Here is a 21008-nt window from a genome sequence, read left to right as displayed (position 1 = left end):
GACGGGACCCACGGGCGGTCTGACCGATGTATCTCGCGACCACGGACGCGGCCGCGACGGCGACACAGGTGAGGCGCGGCCGCGTCGGGGGGCCGGTGCTGGCTCTCGGCGCGGTCAGCCTCGTCACCGACATCTCCTCCGAGATGGTCACCGCCGTGCTGCCGCTCTACTTCGTCCTCCAACTGGGGCTCTCTCCCCTCCAGTTCGGCTTCCTCGACGGCCTCTACAACGGCGTCACCGCGCTGGTGCGGCTGCTGGGCGGGCACGCGGCGGACCGCGGCGGACGGCACAAGCTCGTCGCCGGGGCCGGCTATGCGCTCTCGGCGCTGTCCCGGCTCGGACTGCTGCTCGCCGGCGGCGGCACCCTCGGCATCGGCGCCGCGCTCGCCGCGGACCGCATCGGCAAGGGCGTGCGCACCGCCCCGCGCGATGCGCTGATCTCGCTGCAGGCCCCGCCGGACGCGCTCGGCCGGGCCTTCGGCGTGCATCGCGCGATGGACACCACCGGCGCGCTGCTGGGCCCGCTCGCGGCGTTCGCCCTGCTGTGGGCCACGGCCGACGCCTACGACGCGGTGTTCGTCGTGAGCTTCTGCGTCGGGGTGGTGGGGGTGCTGCTGCTGATCGCGTTCGTGCCCGGTAGAGCCGCCGTGGCCGCCGGCCACGGGGCGCCGGGCGCCGGGCCGCACACCCGGGCAGCGGCCGCCGCGCCCGGCCACCACCAGGCGCCCGCCGCCGCGCCCCGCCCCCGGCTCCTGGCGCCGCTGCGCGACCCCGCGTTCCGGCGGATCTTCACGGCGGCGGCGCTGCTCGGCGCGGCGACCATCGGCGACTCGTTCCTGTACCTGCTGCTCCAGCGGCGGCTGGACTTCGCGGTGAGCTGGTTCCCGCTGCTGCCGCTGGGGGCGGCCGCGGTGTATCTGCTGCTCGCGGTGCCGGCCGGGCGGCTCGGCGACCGGATCGGCCGCCGGGTGCCGTTCCTGTGCGGGCACGCGGCGCTGCTCGCCGGCTATGCCCTGCTGCTGACGACCGACGCCGGGCCGGTGCTGCTGGTGGGTGTCCTGCTGCTGCTCGGCGTCTTCTACGCCGCCACGGACGGTGTGCTGATGGCGCTCGCCGGCCCGGTGCTGCCGGCCGCACGGCGGGCGAGCGGGATGGCCCTGCTGCAGACCGGCCAGGCGCTGTGCCGGCTGCTGGCGGCCGCCGGGTTCGGCGCCGCCTGGACGCTGTGGGGCACCCGTCCCGCGCTGCTCCTCGCCGTGTTCGCACTGGCCGCGGCGCTGGTGGCGGCCGCCGTCCTGCTCCCCCGCCGGGACCGCCCGGCCGGGTCGAACCCACCGGACCGCCCGGAAAGGCAGCCGCGCGCATGACCCCGTCCCGCCCCGCTCCCTCCCCGCCCGCCCGGCTCGCCGCGGTCTCCCTCCGGGCCCGGATCGTCGCCGTAGTGGCCGCCACCGCGGTCCTCGCCACCGTCGCCGTCGTCTACACGATCGGCGCCGCCCGGCGCGCCCAACCCGCCGACCCCGCCTCCGCCTTCGGCCTCGACCACGGACGGCTGTACTTCCGCAGCACCGGCGCCGGAGCCGGCCGGGTGGCACGGCTCCCCGCGCCGGACGGCCGCACCGGCGCGGCCTCCTCGGCCTCGGCGCCCCGGTCCGGCCACCGCACCACCGGCGGGCCGGCCTGCGAGCGCTTCCACGCGGCGGCCGGGACGGGGCTGTGCCTGCAGCGCCGCCCCGGTATCCCGCCCCGGTCGTACGCCGTCGTGCTGGACCGGCGGCTGCGCGAGAAGCGGCGGATCGCGCTCACCGGTATCCCCAACCGGGCCCGCGTGTCGGCCTCCGGGCGGATGCTGTCGTGGACGATGTTCGCCACCGGCGACTCCTACGCCACCACCGCGTTCTCCACCCGCACCTCGATCCTGGACACCCGCACCGGCTACCTGATCAAGAACATGGAGGAGATCCCGCTCACCCTGGACGGCCGCCGCTACCACTCCCCCGACGTCAACTACTGGGGTGTCACCTTCGCCCGCGACGACAACCGCTTCTACGCCACCGTCTCGACCAAGGGCAGGACCTACCTCGTCCAGGGCGATATGCGCAGATGGACGGCGCGGACGATCCGCGAGAACGTGGAGTGCCCCTCGCTCTCGCCGGACAACACCCGCCTCGCGTTCAAAAAGCGGGTCCGCCCGGGCGCCGGCGATCCCTGGCGGCTGTACGTCCTGGACCTGCGCACCCTGCGCGAGCACCCGCTCGCCGAGTCCCGCAGCGTCGACGACCAGGCCGCCTGGCTGGACGACCGCACCCTCGCCTACGCCCTGCCGGGTCGCGAGGGCCGCCCCTTCGACGTCTGGACCGTACCGGCGGACGGCGGCGGCAGCCCCTCGCTCACCGTGCCGGACGCCTCGTCACCCGTACGGGTCCCTTAGGGACTGCCCCGCACAGCCGCGCGCGGGCGACCGCGGCGCCGCCCGGGGCGCACAATTGAGGGGTGAACGACACCCAGGAGCCCCGGCACGAACCCCGCCGGGACCGTGACGAGCAGGGCCGGGCCCGTAACGCCCGGCCGCGCGACGGTCTCGGCCGCCCGCTGCCCTACGGCGCCCCCGGCGTGGCCCGGCAGCCCGAGGGGGTGGTCCGTACGCCCCCGCAGTCACTGGCCGAGGCGCAGCGGCTGCTCGACGCCGGGATGCCGTTTCACGCCCATGAGGTGCTGGAGGACGCCTGGAAGGCGGCGCCCGAGGCGGAGCGCGAACTGTGGCGGGGACTCGCCCAACTCGCGGTGGGACTCACGCATGCCGCCCGGGGCAATGCCGTAGGGGCCACCGCGCTGCTCGACCGGGGGACGGCGGCCATCGGACCGTACGCGGACACCGCCCCCTACGGGATCGATATCGGGGGACTGCTGTCCTGGGCCGGGGAGTTGACGGGTCGTCTGACCGCTCCGGGCGCCGCCGTGTCGGCGGCCGGGGCCGCGCCCCGGCTGCGGACCGCCGAGGGCGCGGCCGGGAACTGCCCGGCCGGCGAGGCATGACCTCGGGCTCCGCCGGGACGCGCGGAGCCGTCCGGCCTACCCCGCGCGGCCGCGGCCGCGCGGATCCCGCCACCGGGCGAGCATGGCTCCCAGCCCCATGACCACGATCCCGGCGGCGCCCGCCCCGAGGACGAGGGCGGGACGCCAGGGTGCGGCGCCGCGGGCGCTGGGGGCGCCGGTGTCGTACGCGGCGCTCACGGCGTGCAGCGTGCCCACCGGTTCCGCGTTGCCGGCCGTACGGAAGCCCCAGTCCAGCAGGGCGCCGGCTTCCTTGTAGACGCCGTTGGCCACCTGTGACTGCGGGTTCATCACGGTCACCAGCAGCGTGCGGCCGTTCCGGCGGGCGGCGGCGATCAGCGTGTTGCCGGCCTTGGAGGTGTAGCCGTTCTTCACGCCGATGATGCCCGGGTAGCGCGGCAGCCCGTGCGAGCCCACCAGCATGCGGTTGGTGTTCTCGATCTGGGTGGTGCCGCCGGGGCCGGGGAACGGGGCGCGGACGGTGGAGCAGTAGCGCGCGAAGTCCTCCTGGGCGAGCCCGGCACGGGCGAAGACGGTCAGGTCGTGCGCGGAGGACACCTGGCCGGGGGCGTCATAGCCGTCGGGGGACTTCACCGTGGTGTCGCGCGCGCCGAGTTCGTGGGCGGTCTGCTGCATCTCGCGGGCGGTGGCCTGCCAGCCTCCGTTCATCGCGGCCAGCACGTGCACGGCGTCGTTGCCGGAGCGCAGGAAGACCCCGCGCCACAGGTCGGCGACGGTGTAGCGGCGGCCGTGCTGGACGCCGACGACGCTGCTGCCGGCCCCGAGGCCCGCGAGGTCCGCCGAGCTGACCTGGCGGACGGTGTCCGCCGAGAACTTCGGCAGGACGGTCACCGCGAACAGCGTCTTGAGGGTGCTCGCCGGGGCGAGCCTGCGGTGCGGGCTCTTGGTGGCCAGCACATTGCCGGTCTCCGCGTCGGCCACCATCCAGGACAGTGCGCTCAGCCCGCTGGGCAGGCTCGGTGCACCGGGGGCGGCGACCGCCTGCACCCCGTCGGTGGTCTTCGCGGGTTGACGGGCCGTCGGCCCGGCGGCGGCAGCCGGTATGGACGTCAGGGACACCCCCACGACGGCCACGAGGGCCATTGCGGCCGCCTTCTTGGACACACGCGCGTCACTTGCCATGCGGTAACGCTAAGTAGGGAGCGCCCCGTTCGCACAGCGGGTGAGCCAGACGGGCCAATGGATCCCCGGGCGCCGGGCGTGTCGCATCTGCAACACCTGCAAAGAAGGACCCGCCCGGTGCGACGGGGGATGCACACCGGGCGGGTCTCAGGAACATTTCTACCGCATCGACGAACGGCTGCGCTTCAAAAGCGTGTTCGTTTGCCGATTACCAGGCGACAGGCAGCGAAATCAGGCCACGCGCACGAAGTGCTCGACGGTGCCGCACATCACCCCGCGGAACGGCGAGTCGCAGCCCCGGGAAGCGGGTGAGCAGCGCCTCCAGAGCGGTGACGGCCTCCAGGCGGGCCAGCGGGGCGCCGAGGCAGTAGTGGATGCCGTGGCCCAGCGCGAGGTGCCCGGAGAGGTCCCGGCCGCGGTCGAAGGCGTCGGCGTCGGGGAAACGGGCGGGGTCGCGGTTCGCGGACGCGATCGCCAGCAGCACGCTCTCCCCCGCCGGGATCCGTACGCCCCCGATTTCCACGTCCTCCTTGGGGAAGCGCCGGATCGCCAGCGGAGCGGGACCGTCGTAGCGCAGGAACTCCTCGACCGCGGCGGGTAGTTCGGCTGGATTTCGCTGCAACATACGGAGCTGTTCGGGGTGGTCGAGCAGGGTGAGCACGGCATTGCCGATGAGGTGGACGGTGTTCTCGTATCCGCCGAAGAGGATGAGGAAGGCGAGCGAGGTCAGTTCGTCCTCGGTGAGCCGGTCGCCGCCCCGCTCCCCGTCCGTCTCATCGCGCACCGCGATCAGATCCGAGAGCAAATCGTCGCCCGGCTCCGCACGCTTCGCCGCGATCAGTCCGGTGTAGAACTCCAGCATCGCCCCGATCGCCTGCTTCATCAGCTCCGGTCGGGCCGGGTCCGGGGTGATGAGCCGGTCCGTCCACGCCCGGAAGTTGCGGCGATCGCGCTGCGGGACGCCGAGCAGATCGCAGATCACGGTGATCGGCAGCGGCCCCGCGTAGTCGGCGATCAGATCCGCCGGACCGCCGCGCTCCTCCATCGCGTCCAACAGCCCCTCGGCGACCCGCCGTACGGGCTCGCGCAGCGCCTCGACCCGGCCCGGGGTGAAGGCCCTGACCACCAGACGGCGGATCCGGGTGTGGTCCGGCGGATCCATGTTGAGCAGATTGGCGTCCAGCGCGGGCGGCAGCGCGAAGCCGCGGAAGCCGCCGGGGGCCGCATGCCGCTTGTCCAACGAGAGCCGCGGATCGGCGAGCGCGCTGCGGACGTCCTCGTAACGGGTCACCAGCCAGGCGGGGTTCCCGTCCGCACCGGTGATCCGGTGCACCGGCCCGGCCTCGCGCAGCGCGGCGTAGGCGGCATACGGATCGTCGAGCAGGGGCGTGGTGTCCAGGGGAGCGTCGGGGCCGGTCTCGGCGGATTTCTGCATGCGCCCGACTCTAAGGGCTGCCCCGTAACCCCTGGCGGGACAGCCCTTGGGCCCCCCTACGGCGGGGCCCGGGTGCTTGGCGCCAACAGGCGACGTAGGGGGCGACACCGGTCCTCGCGGACCGGTGCCGCCTCCGTCGTGCCGGGCGGCCCGGACCCCCGTGCCGGGCCACCCCGTCTGTGGCGGCGTCAGCCGCGCGCCATCGCGCTTCGCTGCCGCAACTCGGTCAGCACGGTCTCGATCAGCGGCGAGTGGTAGACGTCCGCGACCAGCGCCAAGTGCTCGTATTCGGCGGCCAGTTCGGCCTGCGCGGAGGCGGTGGCGACCACCACGCTGTCGGCGCCGTGGGCGGGGACGTGGCCGACCGCGCGGTTCTCCAGGCCGCGGCGGAGCGCGGCGGCCTCGGCGACGGCCGCCAGTTGCCGGTCGTCCAGGGCGACCGCACGGGCCCGTTCGCGGGCGATGTCGACGGCGTCGGACTCCACATGGCGGCGGATTCCGCGCTGGACGTCCCGTATCTCGGCCATCTGCCGGTTGGCCCGCCACTCCAGGTCGGCGAACGGCCAGCGCACCGACCACGCCCGGGGTTCCATCGTGACCTCCGGCGTCTGGGCGGTGACGGTCCGCCAGAGCGGCGCGAGGCGGCGCAGCCGGCGCCAGGCGGCGACCCGCGGACCGGCGGCCGGCAGCGCGAAGCCGGCCAGCACCAGAATCGCCGCGACCGACGCGCTCAGCGGCGCCACCCCGTTGGAGAGCCAGAGCGCGGGGTGGCCCGTCCAGGACAGGACGAAGCCGACGACCTTGCAGGCACAGTAGACCAGGCCCAGCCAGCAGCCCGCGGCCAGCACCCGCAGGCCGCGCGCCAGATGCGTACCGCCGAGCCGGGCGGCGTAGCGGGGGCAGAGCGTCCCCAGGCCCGCCAGGCTCGATCCGAAGATGGCCAGATAGAGCACCAGGAACAGCATGACCCCGGGGGAGTCGGTGTAGGCGGTGCTGAAGTCGCGGGGGTGCTCGACGGCGTCCGGCCGGCCGACGGCGAAGCCGGTGACGGCCACCGCCCACAGCGCGGCCACACCGCCGACGGTGGCGCGCGCCCTGACCCGGGCGCGGGCGCGGGCCTGGGTCCCCTCGCCCGCCGTCCAGCGCAGCAGCAGCACCAACGCGCCCGCGGCGAAGACCACGACGGAGGAGTAGAGGAAGACCATCGCGAGGTTGGCCACGCCGACCATCCGGTCGAAGGCGCGGTAGAGGCTCGGCGCGGAGAAGAGGAAGACCGTCGCCACACCTCCGGTCATCACACAGGCCAGCCCCAGGTCCGCGTTACTGCGGTCGCGGAACCAGGCGACGGACTTGTATCCGACGATCGCCCAGGCGGCCAGCCCGAACGACAGATAGATGACGTCAAACACGTCGGCCCCCGTCCTTGGGCGCGCCCGCGCCGGCGCCGGCGGTGTCCGCGCCGCCCGCGGGTGCGTCCTGTTCCCGCCGGATGTGCTGCAGGGCCGGTCCGAGCGCCGCCGCCAGCTCGGCAGCCGGTCCCTCCAAGGGGAGTTCCTGGTCGGCCGCGGACGGCGCCACCCGCTCCATGAGGAGCGTGCCGAGCACCTCCGTCTCGCGCTCGGCGAGGTTGTCATAGCCGTGGTGCCGGGCGAGGCCCGTCGTCAGCCCCATTCGCCGGAGGGCGGTGGTGACATCGACGGACGGCGTCCACACCTTCAGCGCGTCCTCGGTGACGACCGGGTCCTGGGCGTGCCCCAGCAGGAGGTGGCCCAGCTCGTGCAGCACGATGTGGGCCTGGTGCCAGGGCGAGGTCTGCAGCTCGTAGAAGATCCAGTAGCCGTCGTCGGTGACGGCCGTCATGCCCGAGACCACACCGCCCAGGCTCATCGGCACCAGATGGACGGGCCGCTCCACCCGCGCGGCGACCAGGTCGCACATCCCCCGCAGATCGGTCGCGGCGGGCAGCGCCAGCTCCTTGATGAGCCGCTTGCACCGCCTGCGTATCTGGCCCACTCGCATGCTCGTCCCGTCCTCGTCTCCGGTCCGCTCCCAAGACGAGAAGACCTGGTCGCGTTCCGCGGTCCGTATCGCGTCACTCACCGCGCCGGTCACCACCCTGCTCCGGCGGGTCGGCCGGCAGATTCATCTGCTGCCGGAACTGGGAGATGATCGTCGTCAGGCTGTCCTGCACCTCCGGAGGCAGCCCGACGGAGCGCAGCGCGATGGCCCGCACCCGCCGGTCCCGCATCGCGGCGAGGAAGCGGACCTCCTCCTCCACCCGCGCGGCCTGCGGCTGCGAGAGGTCTCCCAGCAGATAACCGACCGGCACGGCAAAGAACTTGGCCAGCGCCCGCAGCAGCTCCGGGCTGGGATTGGCCCGCCGGCCGTTGCGCAGCATCGACAGATACTGCTCGGTGACCGTGACCCCGCCGTACTCCTCCACCCCGCCGCTGATCTCGTCGGCCACGAAGGCGTTGGTGTACGGGGCCCCCGGCGGGTGCATGTTCGCGAAGAGGTGGTTGAGCCGCTCCGCGAGCGCACCGCCCGCCCCGTCGGACCGGCCCTCGCCCCCCACGCCCATGCTGACCGTCCCCAATCGACCGGGCCCAACGAACAGTTAAGGCCGCCCCCGTTGTGTTGCGCATCCTGTCATGCAACGAACGCGCCGCACCAGTCCACTTACGGACAGTGAGGCTCAGCGGGCTTAACGGGGAGTTGAGTGAGCGCGCAAGCATGCGGCGGCGGACCCGCGCCGGACGCGCACAGCCGGAGAGAGCAAGGAGAACCAGGAGAGCGAAGACGGCACAGAGAGCGCGGAGAACCAGGAGGTCGAGGAGACCGAGGAGCGCGGCGAGAACACGAAGAAGCCGCCTCCTCGTTTCCGAGAAGACGGCTTCCGACCTGCGAAAAGTCGCTGGTCGGGACGACAGGATTTGAACCTGCGACCCCTTGACCCCCAGTCAAGTGCGCTACCAAGCTGCGCCACGTCCCGATGCCCGTTCCGGCCGGGATGTCCCGGCTGACCGCGCACGAGAACAATACCGCATGTCAGAGGGTGGGTGCTGCCATATTCCGGCCCCGTGGCGCGGGCGGCCCGGCGGACAGGATGAGTACCCGTACTCATGCGTCCGTGTCACCGCGCCGCCACGCTACGCGCATGACTACTCCATCGATTCAGCGGCCGACGACGACGGCCTTCTTCGTGCAGGCCGCGATCTCCTTCGGGCTGTCGCTGGCGGCGCTGGTGATCGGGATCATCAAGCTGCCGGTGGGACCGTGGGAGCGCGGGTTCCTCGCCATCGGCCTGGTCTTCGTGGTGTCCTCGGCCTTCACGCTGGCCAAGTGCGTACGCGACCGCCAGGAGGTGGAGGAGGTGACGAACCGGGTGGACAAGGCCCGGATCGACAAGCTCCTGATCGAGCAGGACGTCTTCAAGCCGGGACAGGTCTGATTCCGGCCGCACCGGACCGCGGGCCCGAGGGCCGGCGGTCCGGCGCTTGACCTCAAGCGCACTTGAGGTTGCACGCTCGACGACATGACGAACACGACGACGCATGCGCCGGCCGCACCGGCACCGCAGATCGGCTTCGACGAACTGCCCCGCCTGATGAGCCTGATGACGGGCGATGAGAAGCACGGCCCGGCGGCCACCTCCACCCTCGACGCCCTCTGGGTCCTCTACGACCGCGTCCTGCGGGTCTCCCCCGCCACCGCCGCGGACCCCGAGCGGGACCGCTTTCTGCTCTCGAAGGGCCACGGGCCGATGGCCTACTACGCGGTCCTGGCCGCCAAGGGCTTCTTCCCCGTCGACCTGCTGCCGGGCTTCGGCTCCTACGACTCCCCGCTCGGCCACCACCCCGACCGGCTGCTGGTGCCCGGGGCCGAGATCGGCAGCGGATCGCTGGGGCACGGGCTTCCGCTGGCCGTCGGCACCGCGCTCGGGCTGCGGGCGCAGGGCCTGACCGAGCCGGCCGTATGGGTGCTGATCGGCGACGCCGAACTGGACGAGGGCAGCAACCACGAGGCGGTGGCCTACGCGGGCGCCGCGGGTCTGGACCGGCTGCACACGCTGGTCATCGACAACTCCTCCGCCACGCACGGGTGGCGCGGCGGGATCGCCTCCCGCTTCGAGGCCGCCGGCTGGTCCGCGGCCACCGTCGACGGCCGCGACCACGAGGCGCTCCACACCGCCTTCAGCGCGCCGCACCCGGACCGTCCGCACGCGGTGGTCGCCCGGGTGGAGCCCAAGGGCGCCTGACCGCCCGCCCGGCTCCGCGCCCGGGCGCCAGGACACCGATCGGGACTTCGATCGATCAGGACTTCGAGAGGAATTCAGTGATGGACACCATGCGTGAGCGTTTCGCCTCGGTCACCTCGCGGCTGCTGGACGAGGATCCCCGGCTGGCGGTCGTACTCGCCGACATCGGCGTGGACGGCTTCGCCGGGGCGGCCGGGCGGCATCCGGACCGGGTGGTGAACGTCGGCATCCGGGAGCAGTTGCTGGTCGGGGTGGGCGGCGGGCTGGCCCTCACCGGGCTGCGCCCGATCATGCACACCTTCGCCAGCTTCCTGGTGGAGCGCCCCTTCGAGCAGGTCAAGCTGGACTTCGGCCACCAGGGCGTGGGCGGCGTACTGGTGAGCGCCGGTGCCTCCTACGACTGGCCGAGCGGCGGCTTCACCCATATGGCGCCCGGCGATGTGGCGCTGCTCGACACGCTCGACGGCTGGACGGTGCATGTGCCCGGGCATCCGGACGAGGCCGAGACGCTGCTGCGGCACGCCGCGGCGGCCGGTGACGACAAGGTCTACGTACGACTGTCCCTGCAGGTCAACGACGCGCCGCGGCCTGTGGACGGGATCGGGTTCCACACCGTTCGTCAGGGGCGCCGCGGGGTGGTGGTCGCCGTCGGCCCGATGCTGGACAACGTGCTCGCGGCGACCGAGGGGCTGGATGTGACCGTGCTGTACGCGACGACCGTGCGGCCCTTCGACACCGCGTCGCTGCGCGCCGCGACCGGGGCGGCCGACGCCTCGGACGTGGTGGTCGTGGAGCCGTATCTGGCGGGGACCTCGACGCGCTTCGCCAATGACGCGTTGCAGGACCGGGCGCACCGGGTGCTGGGCCTCGGCGTCGGCCGCCGGGAGCTGCGCCGCTACGGGCAGCTCGACGAGCATCTGGCGGCGCACGGACTGGACCCGCACGGCCTGCGCGAGCGGATCGCCGGGTTCCTGCGGTGAGGTTCCCGGCCGTGCCGCGGGGCGCCGACAGCGGGCCCCGCGGCGCTCCGCGGCCGGTTCAGATGTGCTTGCCGAGCCAGGCCGCCAGGTCGTCGTGCACCTCGTCGCGGTTGGTCTCGTTCAGGATCTCGTGGCGGGCGCCGGGGTACGCCTTCCAGGTCAGATCGCGGGTGCCCAGGTAGCGGAAGTCCTCCAGGAGTTCGTGGACCAGGGTCATGCCCTGATGGCAGGGGTCGAGGTCGCCGACGGCGACGTGGACGGGCAGGCCCCGCGGGATGCGGGCGAGGTTGGCCGGGTCGTTGACCTTGCGGATGGCGCGTACCCAGTCCAGGGCGAGGCCGGCGCAGAACGGGAAGCCGCAGTCCTCGTCGGCGGCGTAGGCGTCCACCTCGGCCGGGTCGCGGGAGAGCCACTCGAAGCCGGTGCGGTGGGGGAAGGCGTCGTTGAAGGAGCTGAAGTTGCGCGGGATGAAGTCGGAGAGGGCGGCGCGGCCGCGGGCGGCGACCTCCGCCTCCAGCTCGGTGCCGGCGCCGACGAGGTCCAGGCCGGGCAGGGTGCGGAAGGTGCCGGTGAGGATCAGGCCGGCGAGGTCGGCGCCGTACTCCTGGGCGTAGTCGCGGGCCAGCATCGCGCCCATGCTGTGGCCGAGCAGGACCAGCGGGGTGCCGGGGTGGGCGGCGGCCGCGTGGTCGCCGATGCCCTTCAGATCGGCGACGATGGCGCGCCAGGCGTCCGCACCGACCACACCGCGGCCCCCGGTGGAGGCGGCGGTGGCACCGTGGCCACGGTGGTCGGAGGCGATGACGCCATAGCCGAGACCGGCCAGGAAGCGGGCGAAGCGGTCATAGCGCCGGCCGTGTTCCGCCGCACCGTGGGCGATCTGGACGAGGGCGCGCGGATGCCCGGACTCCGGGAGCCAGGTGTAGGTGGCGATCCGCGCACCGTCCGTCGCCTGGTGGAAGTCCTGCTGCATGGCCTCTCCTGACTGCCGGGGCGGTGGCTGACGAGTCGTCGGCGCCCACTCTTGCGCTCCGGGCGGCGGTGCGCCATGGGGCGCGCGTAACGGAGTTGACCACTGGGCCGCGCGGCGTGACACGATCAGCCGGTTCTTTCCTGGCACCAGTGACACAACCGCCTGACACAGGAGGACCGTTGGACACCGCGGACCGTTGCGAGAACTCCCCCGAACCGCCCGGCACCCCTCTTCCGGCCGAGCCCCCTCGCCCCTGGCCGCTCTCCCGGCGCAGATTCCTCCAGGGCACCGCCTCGGCGGCCGCCGCGGCGGGCCTGGCCGGTGTCGCCGCGCCCAGCGCCGCGGCGAGCGGCGCCGGAGCCCCAGGCGCCGTACTGTCCTTCACGGCCGCCACCAACGGCGCGGCCTCCCTCGCACCGGCCGGCGACCGGCTGATCGCCGAGATTCAGAACGTGCTGTGGTCGCTGCCGCGGGCCGGCGGCGACGCGGTGGCGCTGACCCCGCCCGACCTGGAGCCCACCCGTCCGGTGCACTCCCCCGACGGCCACCGGATCGCCCTGTGCGCCTACAAGGGCGGCAACTTCCATCTGTGGACGCTCGCCACCGACGGCTCCGGGCTCCGGCAGCTGACCGACGGCCCGTGGGACGACCGCGGTCCCGCCTGGTCCCCGGACGGGACCCGGATCGCCTTCGCCTCGGAGCGGGGCGGCGACGCGGTGGCGGGCAGTGCCTACCGCCTGTGGGTGCTGGAGGTGAAGACCGGGCGGCTGACCCGGGTGACCGGACTGCCCGGCCAGGACGGCCCGCATCAAGGCGGCGCCTGGGAGGACTTCGACCCGTGCTGGTCGCCGGACGGCTCACGGATCTTCTTCGTACGCGGTCAGGCGGCGGGCGCGACGCTGGCCTGCCATACGGTCGTCTCGGTGCCCGCCGACGGCCGCGGCCCGGTGCGCACCGAGCACACCGATGCCTCGGCCGCCCAGGTGATGGTGCCGGCGCTGTCCCCCGCCGGACGGCTCGCCTATCTGCGGACCACGGACTATCCGGGGCCGACCTGCGCGCTGGTGGTGGACGGTGCGCCGGTGGCGGTCGACGGCGATGTGGAGCCGGTGCCGCCGCGCTGGGTCTCGCGCGATGAGCTGCTGCTGACCGTCGGCGGGCAGTTCCGGATCGTCCGGCCCGATGCCCCGCGGCGGGCCGAGACCATCCCGTTCACCGCCCGGATGCCCCTGGACCGCCCCGGCTACCGCGTCAAGGACTACGGCTTCGAGCGGACGGCTTCCGGCCCGGTGCGCGGGGTGCATCTGCCGGCGCTCTCCCCCGACGGCCGCAGGGTCGCCTTCGCCGCCCTCAACTCGCTGTGGGTGGCGCCCACTTCGGGCGGCGGTGCGCCACGCCGGATCGTCCGCGCCGACGCCACCCGCTACGTCCTGGCGCCGAGCTGGTCCCGCGACGGGCGGGCGCTGCTGTACGCCGACGACCGGGACGGGCTGTTCGCGGTGCGCCGCCGGGACCTGGCCTCCGGCGAGGAGACGGTGCTGGCCACCGGGGGCCGGGTGCAGCCGGCGCTGTCCCCGGACGGCGGGCGGCTGGCCGCGCTCGACATGAGCGGAAATCTCGTCCTACGCACGCTGTCCGACGGCGGGGAGCGGGTGCTGGCCGCGCCGATGGGCGCCGGCGGGCTGCCCGGCCGGCCCAGCTGGTCGCCGGACGGCCGCTATCTGGCCTACTGCGACCGCAACCGCCTCAACCGCCGCTTCCGCGAGGGCTACAACGTCATCCGGGTCGTGGACACCGAGACCGGCGAGGACCGGCTGTTCGCGCTCGCCGAGCATGTCTCGATCTCCGACCGCTACGACTCCGGGCCCGTGTGGTCGCCCGACGGCCGCTGGATGGCGCTGATCGCCGAGTCCGCGCTGTGGGTGCTGCCGGTGCGGCCCGACGGTGCGCCGGACGGGGCGCCGCGGCGACTGACCGACGAGAGCGCCGACCATCCGTCGTGGTCCGGCGACTCCGGCACCCTGCTCTACCTCTCGCCGGGCGGGCTGCGGCTGATCCCGGTGACCGGCGGCCCGGCCCGGAGCGTCCCGCTCACCCTCGCCCACCGGCCGTCGCGCGCCCGGGACACCGTCGTCCACGCGGGCCGGTTCTGGGACGGCACCGGCGACACCGTGCGCGAGGACGTCGATGTGGTGGTGCGGGACGGGCGGATCACCTCCGTGGAACCGCACCGCCCGCGGCGGTCCGGCGCGGCCCGCCGGGTGGACGCCTCCGCGCGGACCGTGCTGCCCGGCCTGTGGGACGCGCACACCCACCCCTGGCAGACGACGTACGGCGGCCGGCAGACCGCGCTGCAGCTGGCGTACGGCATCACCACCGCGGTCTCCTGCGGCGGCTTCTCCTATGAACAGGTCCGCATCCGGGAGGCGGTGGCCGCCGGTGCGCTCGCCGGGCCGCGGCTGCTGACCTGCGGGGAGCTGCTGGACGGCGGACGGGTCGCCTACAGCATGGGGCGGGCGCACCGCACCCGGGCGGGCCTGCACCGGTCGCTGGCCCGCGGCGCCGCGCTGGACTGGGACTTCGTCAAGACCTACGTACGGGCGCCGGGCTGGGTGATGGAGGAGGCGGCACGCTTCGCCCACGACCGGCTCGGGGTCCGCTCCGGAAGCCATCTGCTCACCCCGGGCGTCCACCTGGGCCAGGACCTGACCACCCATCTGCAGGCCACCCAGCGCCTGGAGTTCGGGCATGCGGTGTCCCGTGCGGGGCACGCCTACCAGGACGTCGAGGAGGTCTACGCCAAGGGCGACTTCCACCTTCTCGCGACCCCGTTCTCGGCGGAGGCGCTGCTCGGTGACGATCCGGCGCTGGCCGACGATGTGCGGGTGGGGCGGCTGATGCCGCCCTGGGACTCCGCGCTCGTACGGGAGAACGCCGGGCAGCGCCCCACCGCGGCGCAGCTGACCGACATCGAGACCGAGGTCGGCGTCTACCGGCGGGTGCTGAGCGGCGGCGGATTGGTCGCGCTGGGTACCGACCAGCCGCTGACGCCGGTGGGACTGGGCCTGCACCTGTGCCTGCGGGCGCTGCACCGAGGCGGTCTGAGCGTGAGTCAGACGCTGCGCACCGCGACCGCGCTGCCCGCCCGGGTGTTCGGCGCCGAGCGGGATCTGGGCACGCTGGAGGTCGGCAAGCTGGCCGATATGACGCTGGTGGACGGCGATCCGTTCAGCGACTTCGACTCGCTGGTGCGGACCTCGGGGGTGCTGCGCGGCGGTCGGCTGTTCGAGCAGCGGGAGCTGGTCGGTTCCTTCCCCGCGCCCGCCGCCCGCGCGCTGCGGTCGTCCGTGGCGGACTGGCTGGAGGTGGGCCGGCAGCAGCGCCGTGAGTCCTGCTGCGACCACGGGCACTGACGCCCGTCGCCCGGCGGTCGGGTGGTGTGGGGTGGCGCGGTTCCTGGGCTCCGGGAACCGCGCCACCCCATTCATCGGGCCGGGGTGGTGCGCCCGCGCTTCGCGCTCCCACTCCTGCCGCCGATGCCCCCGGTTGATGTTTTGCGCGGTCCGCAACAGGTATGCCAACGGGTATTGCACCCGGTAAGCGATAGATCACGTTCCGGAACGTTCACCGCGTACGGCACCGCCAGGGCGGTCCCGGGCGGGGTGCGACCAGCACGGGGAAGATCGCGGAGGAGGGCTCGTCTTGCATCGCTACTTCACCGACCAGCGGCATGAGGGACTCCGGCAGAAGGTGCGTGACTTCGCCGAGAGGGAGGTCCGCCCCCGGATCGCGGAGATGGAGGCGAGCCGTGCCGTCTGCCGTGACCTCTCGCGGCTGATCGCCCGTCAGGGCTGGGTCGGCGCGACGGTGCACCGCGCGTACGGCGGAATGGGCGCCGGGCATGTCGCCAAGACCCTCATCATCGAGGAGCTCTCACGGGTCAGCGCCGCGATGGGCGCGATGGTGCAGGCGTCCCAGCTGGGCGTCGCCAAGATCGTCCACTTCGGCAGCGAGGAGCAGAAGAAGTCCTGGCTGCCGGCCGTCGCCTCCGGGGACTGCCTGCCGACCATCGCCGTCACCGAACCGCAGTCCGGCGGCCACGTCCTGGGCATGGAGAGCACCGCGGTCCGCGACGGCGACGACTACCTCCTCAACGGCCGCAAGTGCTACGTCGGCAACAGCCATGTCGGCGATCTGCACGGTGTCGTCGTGCGCACCGGCGAGGGCTCCAAGGGGCTGTCGGCGTTCCTCGTCGAGTCCGGCAGCCCCGGTCTCCGGGTCGCACCGCAGCAGCCCGCGATGGGCCTGCACGGCTTCAGCTTCGGCGAGCTGTGCTTCGACGACTGCCGGGTCCCGGCGGCGAATCTGCTGGGCCGCGAGGGCGACGGGCTCTCCGTCGCGTACTCCTCCAGCGTGCTGTACGGACGGCCCAATCTGACCGCCGTCTCGCTGGGCATCCATCAGGCCGTGCTGGACGAGACGGCGACGTTCTGCGCGCAGCGCGAGCGCTATGGCAGACCGCTGGCCGACCTCGGCAACATCAAGCTCAAGCTCGGACGGATCCAGTCGCGGCTGCTGCTGGCCCGGCTGTCCGCGTACCACGCGGTGCACCTGCTGGACCGGGGGCTGCCGTGCGATGCGGAGCTGATGAACGCCAAGCTGGTCAATGTGGAGTCGGCGCTGGAGTCGGCGCGCGACGCGATGGACATCCATGCCGCGTGCGGGCTGTTCACCAACCGGCCCGTCGAGCGCTTCCTGCGCGACGCCCACCACATCTTCGCGCCGGCCGGCACCTCCGACGTCCAGCTGCTGCGCCTGGGCGAGATCGCGCTGGGCCAGACGAAGGGCGAGTGGTCCGCCCGGCTCGCGGAGCTGCTGCGGCTGGAGCCGTCGCAGTGGCCGGAGGAGGACACCGCCGATGCCCCCGCGGACCCGGCCCCGGTCGAGGACGTCCAGGCCACGGTGCCGGAACAGCGCACCGGACCGGCCCGGCGGCGTTCGTGGTGCGCCCGCCTGAGGTGAGCGGCCGGCCCTGCCCCGGGGCCGCGGCCCCGGACCGGCCACCGCCCGGGCCACCGCGGCGGATCAGCCGGTACCGCTCTGCCGCTGCTCCATGCGGTGGATCTGCTCGACGAGTTCGGCGGCCCTCGCCTTGATGGTCGCCAGCCCCTCCCGCCCCCAGGGGCGCGGTTCGAGGTCCACGACACACACGGTGCCCAGCGCCATGCCCGTGCGGTCGATCAGTGGCGCGCCCAGATAGGAGCGGATGCCGATCTCGTCGACGACGGGGTTGCCGGCGAACCGCGGATAGTCGCAGACGTCCTCCAGCACCAGCGCCTTGCGGCGGACGATGACATGCGGGCAGTAGCCGTGGTCGCGGTCCATCTCCCGGCCGGGCTGGGCGCTGGCGGGCGCCGGCCCCAGCTCGACGGCCTGGTCCTGGGCCGGCGTGTAGAGGCCGGCGAAGTACTGCCGGTGCTCGTCGATGAAGTTGACCATCGCGTACGGCGCCCGGGTGGTCCGGGCGAGCCTGCGCGCGAAGTCGTCGAACGCGGGCAGCGGAGTGTCGCCGATGCCCAGGGCGCGCAGCCGGGCCACCCGCGCCGGAGCCTCGTCGTCCTGAGGGGTGAGCAGCAGATGGCGCGTCGGGTCGTAGGAGACGTACGGGACGCGGGAGGCGGGGTGGTTCATGGCGGCTCCGGGGTCGCGGCGAGGACGGGCGTGAGCAGATGCTGGACGAGCGAGACCAGGACGTGGGTGGCCGAGCTGCACTGGCGGGCGTCGCAGAGCACGACGGGGGTCTCCGGGGCGAGGTCCATGGCGTTGCGGATCTCTTCCGGCTCGTAGCGGTAGGAGCCGTCGAACTCGTTGACGGCGACGATGAACTGGATGCCGCGCCGCTCGAAGAAGTCGACGGCGGCGAAGCACTGGTCCAGGCGGCGGGTGTCGGCGAGGATGACCGCGCCGAGCACACCGCTGGACAACTCGTCCCACATGAACCAGAAGCGCTGCTGCCCCGGCGTCCCGAAGAGGTAGAGGATGTGCCGGGGACCGAGCGTGATCCGGCCGAAGTCCATGGCGACGGTCGTGGTCTGCTTCTCCTCGACGCCCGCCAGATCGTCGGTGCCGACGCTGATCTGGGTGAGCAGCTCCTCCGTGCTGAGCGGCTCGATCTCGCTGGCCGCTCCGACGAACGTCGTCTTGCCGACCCCGAAGCCGCCCGCGACCAGGATCTTCAGGGCCGTGGGGAAGAGATCGGCCGGGGCGTCCGCCTGCCGGGTGTCACAGTCGTTTGCGAAGTCCATTCAGCACCGCCTCCAGCAGGGCTCGGTCGGTACGGGACGCGGGCCCGGCCGAAACGGCCGCGGGGGCCCGCGCGGTGAGCGCCCCGCAGTCGACGAGGTCGGCGAGGAGCACTTTGGTGACCACGGCGGGCAGCCGTATGTGGGCGGCGATCTCGGCGACCGACACCGGCCCGCCGCACAGCCCCAGCACCTGGGCGTGTTCGGGGCCCTGCCCGGCGACGGGCCGGCGGCCGGTGGCCATCACCATGGTCAGCAGGTCGAAGTGCGCCGTCGGACGGGTCCGGCCGTTGCTGATGGTGTACGGGCGGACCAGCCGGCCCGCGGCGTCGTCGTACCACGCCTCCCCGCCCCGCTGCCCCCGGCGCGCGGCCGCGGTCAACGGCCGCCCGCGGACGCCTGGTGGCGCGCGGGGGTGGCGAGGTACGGCCGGACGCTCTTGACCAGCATCGACATCTCGTAGCCCAGCACCGCCACATCGGCCTCGCGCCCGGCGAGCACCGCCAGGCAGGCGCCCGATCCGGCGGTGGAGACGAACAGGAACGACGACTCCAGCTCGACGACGACCTGCAGGACGTCGTCGCCCTCGCCGAAGCGGGCGCCGGCGCTGCGGGCGAGGGAGTACAGGCCGCAGGAGAGGGCCGCCATGTGGTCGGCGCTGTCGGGGTCGAAGCCGTGGGCGGCCTTGACCAGGCCGTCCGAGGACAGCAGGAGGGCGCTGCGGGCGTGCGGCACGCGCTGGACGAGCCCGGTCAGCAGCCAGGACAGGTCGGTGTGCTGACTGCTCTGCAGCTGCGTCTGTGCACGCACATCACTCACCATGGTTGCGGTCGTCTCCTCGGGGGCGGGCCGTGGGGGCCTCGTGGTCAGGGTTGTGGAGCGGGTCACCGCCGGCCGGGCCGCTTGGGTCGCCGCCGTGGGCCGGGGTGGTGCCGTCGTCGCCGGCGGGGCCGGCGTGGCTGTCGTCGGCGAGGCTGAAGCCGCGCCGGAAGGCGGCCATCAGGCCGGGGTCGTGCTCGGGCTCGGGGCCCGTACGGCGCGCCGCGGACGGCAGGATCGGCTCGCCGCGCAGCTCGGGGACGAGGTGCGTCTGCTTGCGCCGCCTCGGCAGCCGAGGGCGGGCGCTGTTGTCGACGGCGGGCGGCGCGGGCGGCAGCACGACCGGGCCGGGGCCGGCGGGGGCGCCGTGGGCGGCTTCGGGGCGGTGCGGGTCGGGGGTGGGTGCGTCGGGCAGGGCGGCTTCGGGACGGTGGGTGCCCGCCGCGTGGACCAACCGGTGGCGGAGCGCGCCGGAGCCGGTGTCGGTGTCCGCGGAGACCTGGGCGGGAACCGGCGCCGCAAGGTCGCCGTAGCCGCGCTGCGGGGTGCCGAGCGCGTCGTCGGGGGCGGGGGCGGGTGCGGGGATCGCCGCGGTCCGGGGGCCGTCGCCGCCGCGGTCGTGGGGTGCTTGGCGGTCGTGGCCGGCGTCGTCCTCGGGGTCGTGGCCGCCGTCGTACCCGCCGTGCTCGCGGGCCGGGTCGGTGTCCGGTGAACCGATGCGCGGCGCGCCGGCACCGCCCGCCTCGCCGTCGGCGAAGTCCGCGCCGAGCAGTCCCTGCGGCAGGATCAGCACGGCCTGCACACCGCCGTAGATGTTGCTCTGCAGCCGGACGACGATGCCGTGCCGGCGGGCGAGCGAGGAGACCACGAAGAGCCCGATCCGGCCGTCGCTCAGCAGCTCGTCGACGTCGACGTGGTCGGGGTCGGCGAGCAGCGCGTTCATCCGCGTCTGCTCGTCCGCCGACATCCCCAGGCCGCGGTCCTCGACCTCGACCGCGAGGCCGGCCGTGACGAGCTGGGCGCGCAGCAGGACGGGGGTCTGCGGGGCGGAGTAGATCGTGGCGTTCTCGACGAGTTCGGCGAGCAGGTGGATGACGTCGGCGACGGCGTGCCCGCGCAGGGTGCCCTCGATCGGCGGCACCAGCTTGATCCTCGGGTACTGCTCGACCTCGGCGATCGAGGAGCGCAGTACCTCGGTCATGGAGACCGGGCGGCTCCACTGGCGCCGCGAGATGGCGCCGCCGAGGACGGCGAGGTTCTCGGCGTGCCGGCGGATGCGGGTGGCCAGGTGGTCGACGTGGAACAGGCCCTTGAGCAGATCCGGGTCCTCGACCTGGTTCTCCAGCTCGTCCAGCAGCTCGATCTCACGGTGCACCAGGGACTGCAGCCGGCGGGCGAGGTTCACGAAGACCTCGACCTTCTGCTCGCTGCCGCTGGCGTTGCTGCGGGCGATGGCGACCGCGTCGATGACGGCGGACTCGGCGGCCCGGCCCGCGGCGGCCACTTCGTGGGCGAGCAGGTCGAGGGTGTCGCCGGTGGGTGCCAGGGGCGCCTCGGGGTCGCGGCGCTGGAGCCATTCGCCCTGGCGCACCCGGTCCAGCAGGTCGTACAGGTCGGACTGGCTGCGGGCGCAGACCTGGCGCAGTCGGACGTAGCGGGTGACCGTGGCGCGGGCCTCGGAGTTGGCGGCCGCGCTCGCGGTGAGCACGATGACGCAGACGATGGCCAGCCCGCCGGACAGCACCACCCATTCCCGGCTGGTGATCCGGGCGCCGCCGGCCTGGACGACGAAGGCGGCGACGGCGGTGCAGACGACCGCGGTCAGCAGGCAGGGGACGGCGGTGAGCCGGACCAGACGGGACCGTATCGCCGAGTCGGCGGCCGACTCGGGGAAGGAGGCGCGGCCGTGTCGTCCACCCTCCCGTTCCCGCCGCCTGACAGCGGGAACGGGGGCTGCCCCCGGGGAATCCTGGATCTCCGGGGACCTTGGAGCCTCCTGGGACGTCTGGGGCCCCTGGGGGAATGCGGTAGGCATGGACGCCCT

The 21008-nt window shown here is 73.7% G+C and carries 19 protein-coding genes and 1 tRNA gene; 8 read left to right on the top strand and 12 right to left on the bottom strand.

What is annotated here, in order from left to right:
• The first annotated feature begins 26 nt into the window (after positions 1-26).
• The 3 genes from ACZ4NB_RS14465 (at position 27) to ACZ4NB_RS14455 (ending at position 3036) form a co-directional block, all read left to right on the top strand.
• Positions 27-1367: an MFS transporter gene (locus ACZ4NB_RS14465; protein WP_467661348.1), complete on the top strand. Its 1341-nt coding sequence runs from the start codon at positions 27-29 to the stop codon at positions 1365-1367.
• Complete coding sequence (locus ACZ4NB_RS14460) at positions 1364-2431, top strand: TolB family protein (protein ID WP_467661347.1); 1068 nt, start codon at positions 1364-1366, stop codon at positions 2429-2431. Before ACZ4NB_RS14465 ends, ACZ4NB_RS14460 begins: the two co-directional genes overlap by 4 nt.
• A gap of 62 nt (positions 2432-2493) precedes the next feature.
• Positions 2494-3036 carry a DUF309 domain-containing protein gene (locus ACZ4NB_RS14455; RefSeq protein WP_467661345.1) on the top strand — a complete coding sequence of 181 codons (543 nt, stop codon included), beginning with the start codon at positions 2494-2496 and terminating at the stop codon, positions 3034-3036.
• A gap of 36 nt (positions 3037-3072) precedes the next feature.
• Here the strand turns inward: ACZ4NB_RS14455 and ACZ4NB_RS14450 are convergent, their stop codons facing one another.
• The 6 genes from ACZ4NB_RS14450 to ACZ4NB_RS14425 all read right to left on the bottom strand — a co-directional run bounded on the left by ACZ4NB_RS14450 (position 3073) and on the right by ACZ4NB_RS14425 (position 8624).
• A complete protein-coding gene (locus ACZ4NB_RS14450) occupies positions 3073-4197 on the bottom strand; it encodes a D-alanyl-D-alanine carboxypeptidase family protein (RefSeq protein ID WP_467661344.1) in 1125 nt (374 codons plus the stop codon).
• 208 nt (positions 4198-4405) lie between these two features.
• Entirely contained in the window at positions 4406-5632 is a 1227-nt protein-coding gene (locus tag ACZ4NB_RS14445) for a cytochrome P450 family protein (protein WP_467661342.1), read from the bottom strand.
• A gap of 188 nt (positions 5633-5820) precedes the next feature.
• Complete coding sequence (locus ACZ4NB_RS14440) at positions 5821-7041, bottom strand: MAB_1171c family putative transporter (protein ID WP_467661340.1); 1221 nt, start codon at positions 7039-7041, stop codon at positions 5821-5823.
• The gene (locus ACZ4NB_RS14435; protein ID WP_467661718.1) at positions 7034-7645 is read right to left on the bottom strand and encodes a hypothetical protein; all 612 of its coding nucleotides are present in this window, start codon (positions 7643-7645) and stop codon (positions 7034-7036) included. The genes ACZ4NB_RS14440 and ACZ4NB_RS14435 overlap by 8 nt, the downstream gene beginning before the upstream one ends.
• Before the next feature lie 79 nt (positions 7646-7724).
• On the bottom strand, positions 7725-8213 hold the full coding sequence (locus ACZ4NB_RS14430; RefSeq protein WP_384429594.1) for a helix-turn-helix domain-containing protein: 489 nt from the start codon (positions 8211-8213) through the stop codon (positions 7725-7727).
• A 334-nt stretch (positions 8214-8547) separates the two neighbouring features.
• Positions 8548-8624, bottom strand: a tRNA-Pro gene (locus tag ACZ4NB_RS14425).
• A 165-nt stretch (positions 8625-8789) separates the two neighbouring features.
• On the opposite strand from ACZ4NB_RS14425, the gene ACZ4NB_RS14420 reads away from it, so the two are divergent.
• The 3 genes from ACZ4NB_RS14420 (at position 8790) to ACZ4NB_RS14410 (ending at position 10870) form a co-directional block, all read left to right on the top strand.
• Complete coding sequence (locus ACZ4NB_RS14420; RefSeq protein WP_393500240.1) at positions 8790-9083, top strand: YiaA/YiaB family inner membrane protein; 294 nt, start codon at positions 8790-8792, stop codon at positions 9081-9083.
• A gap of 84 nt (positions 9084-9167) precedes the next feature.
• Positions 9168-9890 carry a transketolase gene (locus ACZ4NB_RS14415; protein ID WP_467661339.1) on the top strand — a complete coding sequence of 241 codons (723 nt, stop codon included), beginning with the start codon at positions 9168-9170 and terminating at the stop codon, positions 9888-9890.
• 80 nt (positions 9891-9970) lie between these two features.
• A complete protein-coding gene (locus ACZ4NB_RS14410; protein WP_467661337.1) occupies positions 9971-10870 on the top strand; it encodes a transketolase family protein in 900 nt (299 codons plus the stop codon).
• 58 nt (positions 10871-10928) lie between these two features.
• Here the strand turns inward: ACZ4NB_RS14410 and ACZ4NB_RS14405 are convergent, their stop codons facing one another.
• Positions 10929-11843 carry an alpha/beta fold hydrolase gene (locus tag ACZ4NB_RS14405; protein WP_467661335.1) on the bottom strand — a complete coding sequence of 305 codons (915 nt, stop codon included), beginning with the start codon at positions 11841-11843 and terminating at the stop codon, positions 10929-10931.
• Between the two features lie 179 nt (positions 11844-12022).
• On the opposite strand from ACZ4NB_RS14405, the gene ACZ4NB_RS14400 reads away from it, so the two are divergent.
• Both ACZ4NB_RS14400 and ACZ4NB_RS14395 read left to right on the top strand, forming a co-directional pair.
• The gene (locus tag ACZ4NB_RS14400; protein WP_467661333.1) at positions 12023-15256 is read left to right on the top strand and encodes an amidohydrolase family protein; all 3234 of its coding nucleotides are present in this window, start codon (positions 12023-12025) and stop codon (positions 15254-15256) included.
• A gap of 289 nt (positions 15257-15545) precedes the next feature.
• Positions 15546-16865 (top strand): acyl-CoA dehydrogenase family protein, encoded by a 1320-nt coding sequence (locus tag ACZ4NB_RS14395; protein WP_467661331.1) that lies wholly within the window; start codon positions 15546-15548, stop codon positions 16863-16865.
• Positions 16866-16928: 63 nt separating this feature from the next.
• Here the strand turns inward: ACZ4NB_RS14395 and ACZ4NB_RS14390 are convergent, their stop codons facing one another.
• Genes ACZ4NB_RS14390 through ACZ4NB_RS14370 form a run of 5 tightly spaced genes read right to left on the bottom strand, consistent with a single transcriptional unit; the run spans position 16929 to position 20999 of the window.
• Entirely contained in the window at positions 16929-17534 is a 606-nt protein-coding gene (locus ACZ4NB_RS14390; protein ID WP_467661329.1) for a GAF domain-containing protein, read from the bottom strand.
• A complete protein-coding gene (locus ACZ4NB_RS14385) occupies positions 17531-18148 on the bottom strand; it encodes a GTP-binding protein (protein WP_467661327.1) in 618 nt (205 codons plus the stop codon). The genes ACZ4NB_RS14390 and ACZ4NB_RS14385 overlap by 4 nt, the downstream gene beginning before the upstream one ends.
• Positions 18126-18527: a DUF742 domain-containing protein gene (locus ACZ4NB_RS14380; RefSeq protein ID WP_467661325.1), complete on the bottom strand. Its 402-nt coding sequence runs from the start codon at positions 18525-18527 to the stop codon at positions 18126-18128. Before ACZ4NB_RS14380 ends, ACZ4NB_RS14385 begins: the two co-directional genes overlap by 23 nt.
• Positions 18524-18967, bottom strand: a complete 444-nt coding sequence (locus tag ACZ4NB_RS14375) for a roadblock/LC7 domain-containing protein (protein ID WP_467661323.1) — start codon at positions 18965-18967, stop codon at positions 18524-18526. Before ACZ4NB_RS14375 ends, ACZ4NB_RS14380 begins: the two co-directional genes overlap by 4 nt.
• On the bottom strand, positions 18957-20999 hold the full coding sequence (locus ACZ4NB_RS14370) for a sensor histidine kinase (protein ID WP_467661321.1): 2043 nt from the start codon (positions 20997-20999) through the stop codon (positions 18957-18959). Before ACZ4NB_RS14370 ends, ACZ4NB_RS14375 begins: the two co-directional genes overlap by 11 nt.
• Positions 21000-21008 lie beyond the last annotated feature (9 nt).

The sequence above is a fragment of the Streptomyces sp. NPDC026575 genome (genome assembly GCF_055567415.1).
Note: the sequence above shows the minus strand (reverse complement) of the source record. Positions and strands in the feature narration are given on the sequence as shown.

What these genes read in the sequence shown, in the direction of transcription:
- ACZ4NB_RS14370 (WP_467661321.1), bottom strand. Translation starts at nt 20,999, where the DNA reads ATGCCTACCGCATTCCCCCAGGGGCCCCAGACGTCCCAGGAGGCTCCA.
- ACZ4NB_RS14445 (WP_467661342.1), bottom strand. Translation starts at nt 5,632, where the DNA reads ATGCAGAAATCCGCCGAGACCGGCCCCGACGCTCCCCTGGACACCACG.
- ACZ4NB_RS14390 (WP_467661329.1), bottom strand. Translation starts at nt 17,534, where the DNA reads ATGAACCACCCCGCCTCCCGCGTCCCGTACGTCTCCTACGACCCGACG.
- ACZ4NB_RS14375 (WP_467661323.1), bottom strand. Translation starts at nt 18,967, where the DNA reads ATGGTGAGTGATGTGCGTGCACAGACGCAGCTGCAGAGCAGTCAGCAC.
- ACZ4NB_RS14460 (WP_467661347.1), top strand. Translation starts at nt 1,364, where the DNA reads ATGACCCCGTCCCGCCCCGCTCCCTCCCCGCCCGCCCGGCTCGCCGCG.
- ACZ4NB_RS14385 (WP_467661327.1), bottom strand. Translation starts at nt 18,148, where the DNA reads ATGGACTTCGCAAACGACTGTGACACCCGGCAGGCGGACGCCCCGGCC.
- ACZ4NB_RS14465 (WP_467661348.1), top strand. Translation starts at nt 27, where the DNA reads ATGTATCTCGCGACCACGGACGCGGCCGCGACGGCGACACAGGTGAGG.
- ACZ4NB_RS14430 (WP_384429594.1), bottom strand. Translation starts at nt 8,213, where the DNA reads ATGGGCGTGGGGGGCGAGGGCCGGTCCGACGGGGCGGGCGGTGCGCTC.
- ACZ4NB_RS14415 (WP_467661339.1), top strand. Translation starts at nt 9,168, where the DNA reads ATGACGAACACGACGACGCATGCGCCGGCCGCACCGGCACCGCAGATC.
- ACZ4NB_RS14450 (WP_467661344.1), bottom strand. Translation starts at nt 4,197, where the DNA reads ATGGCAAGTGACGCGCGTGTGTCCAAGAAGGCGGCCGCAATGGCCCTC.
- ACZ4NB_RS14410 (WP_467661337.1), top strand. Translation starts at nt 9,971, where the DNA reads ATGGACACCATGCGTGAGCGTTTCGCCTCGGTCACCTCGCGGCTGCTG.
- ACZ4NB_RS14405 (WP_467661335.1), bottom strand. Translation starts at nt 11,843, where the DNA reads ATGCAGCAGGACTTCCACCAGGCGACGGACGGTGCGCGGATCGCCACC.
- ACZ4NB_RS14420 (WP_393500240.1), top strand. Translation starts at nt 8,790, where the DNA reads ATGACTACTCCATCGATTCAGCGGCCGACGACGACGGCCTTCTTCGTG.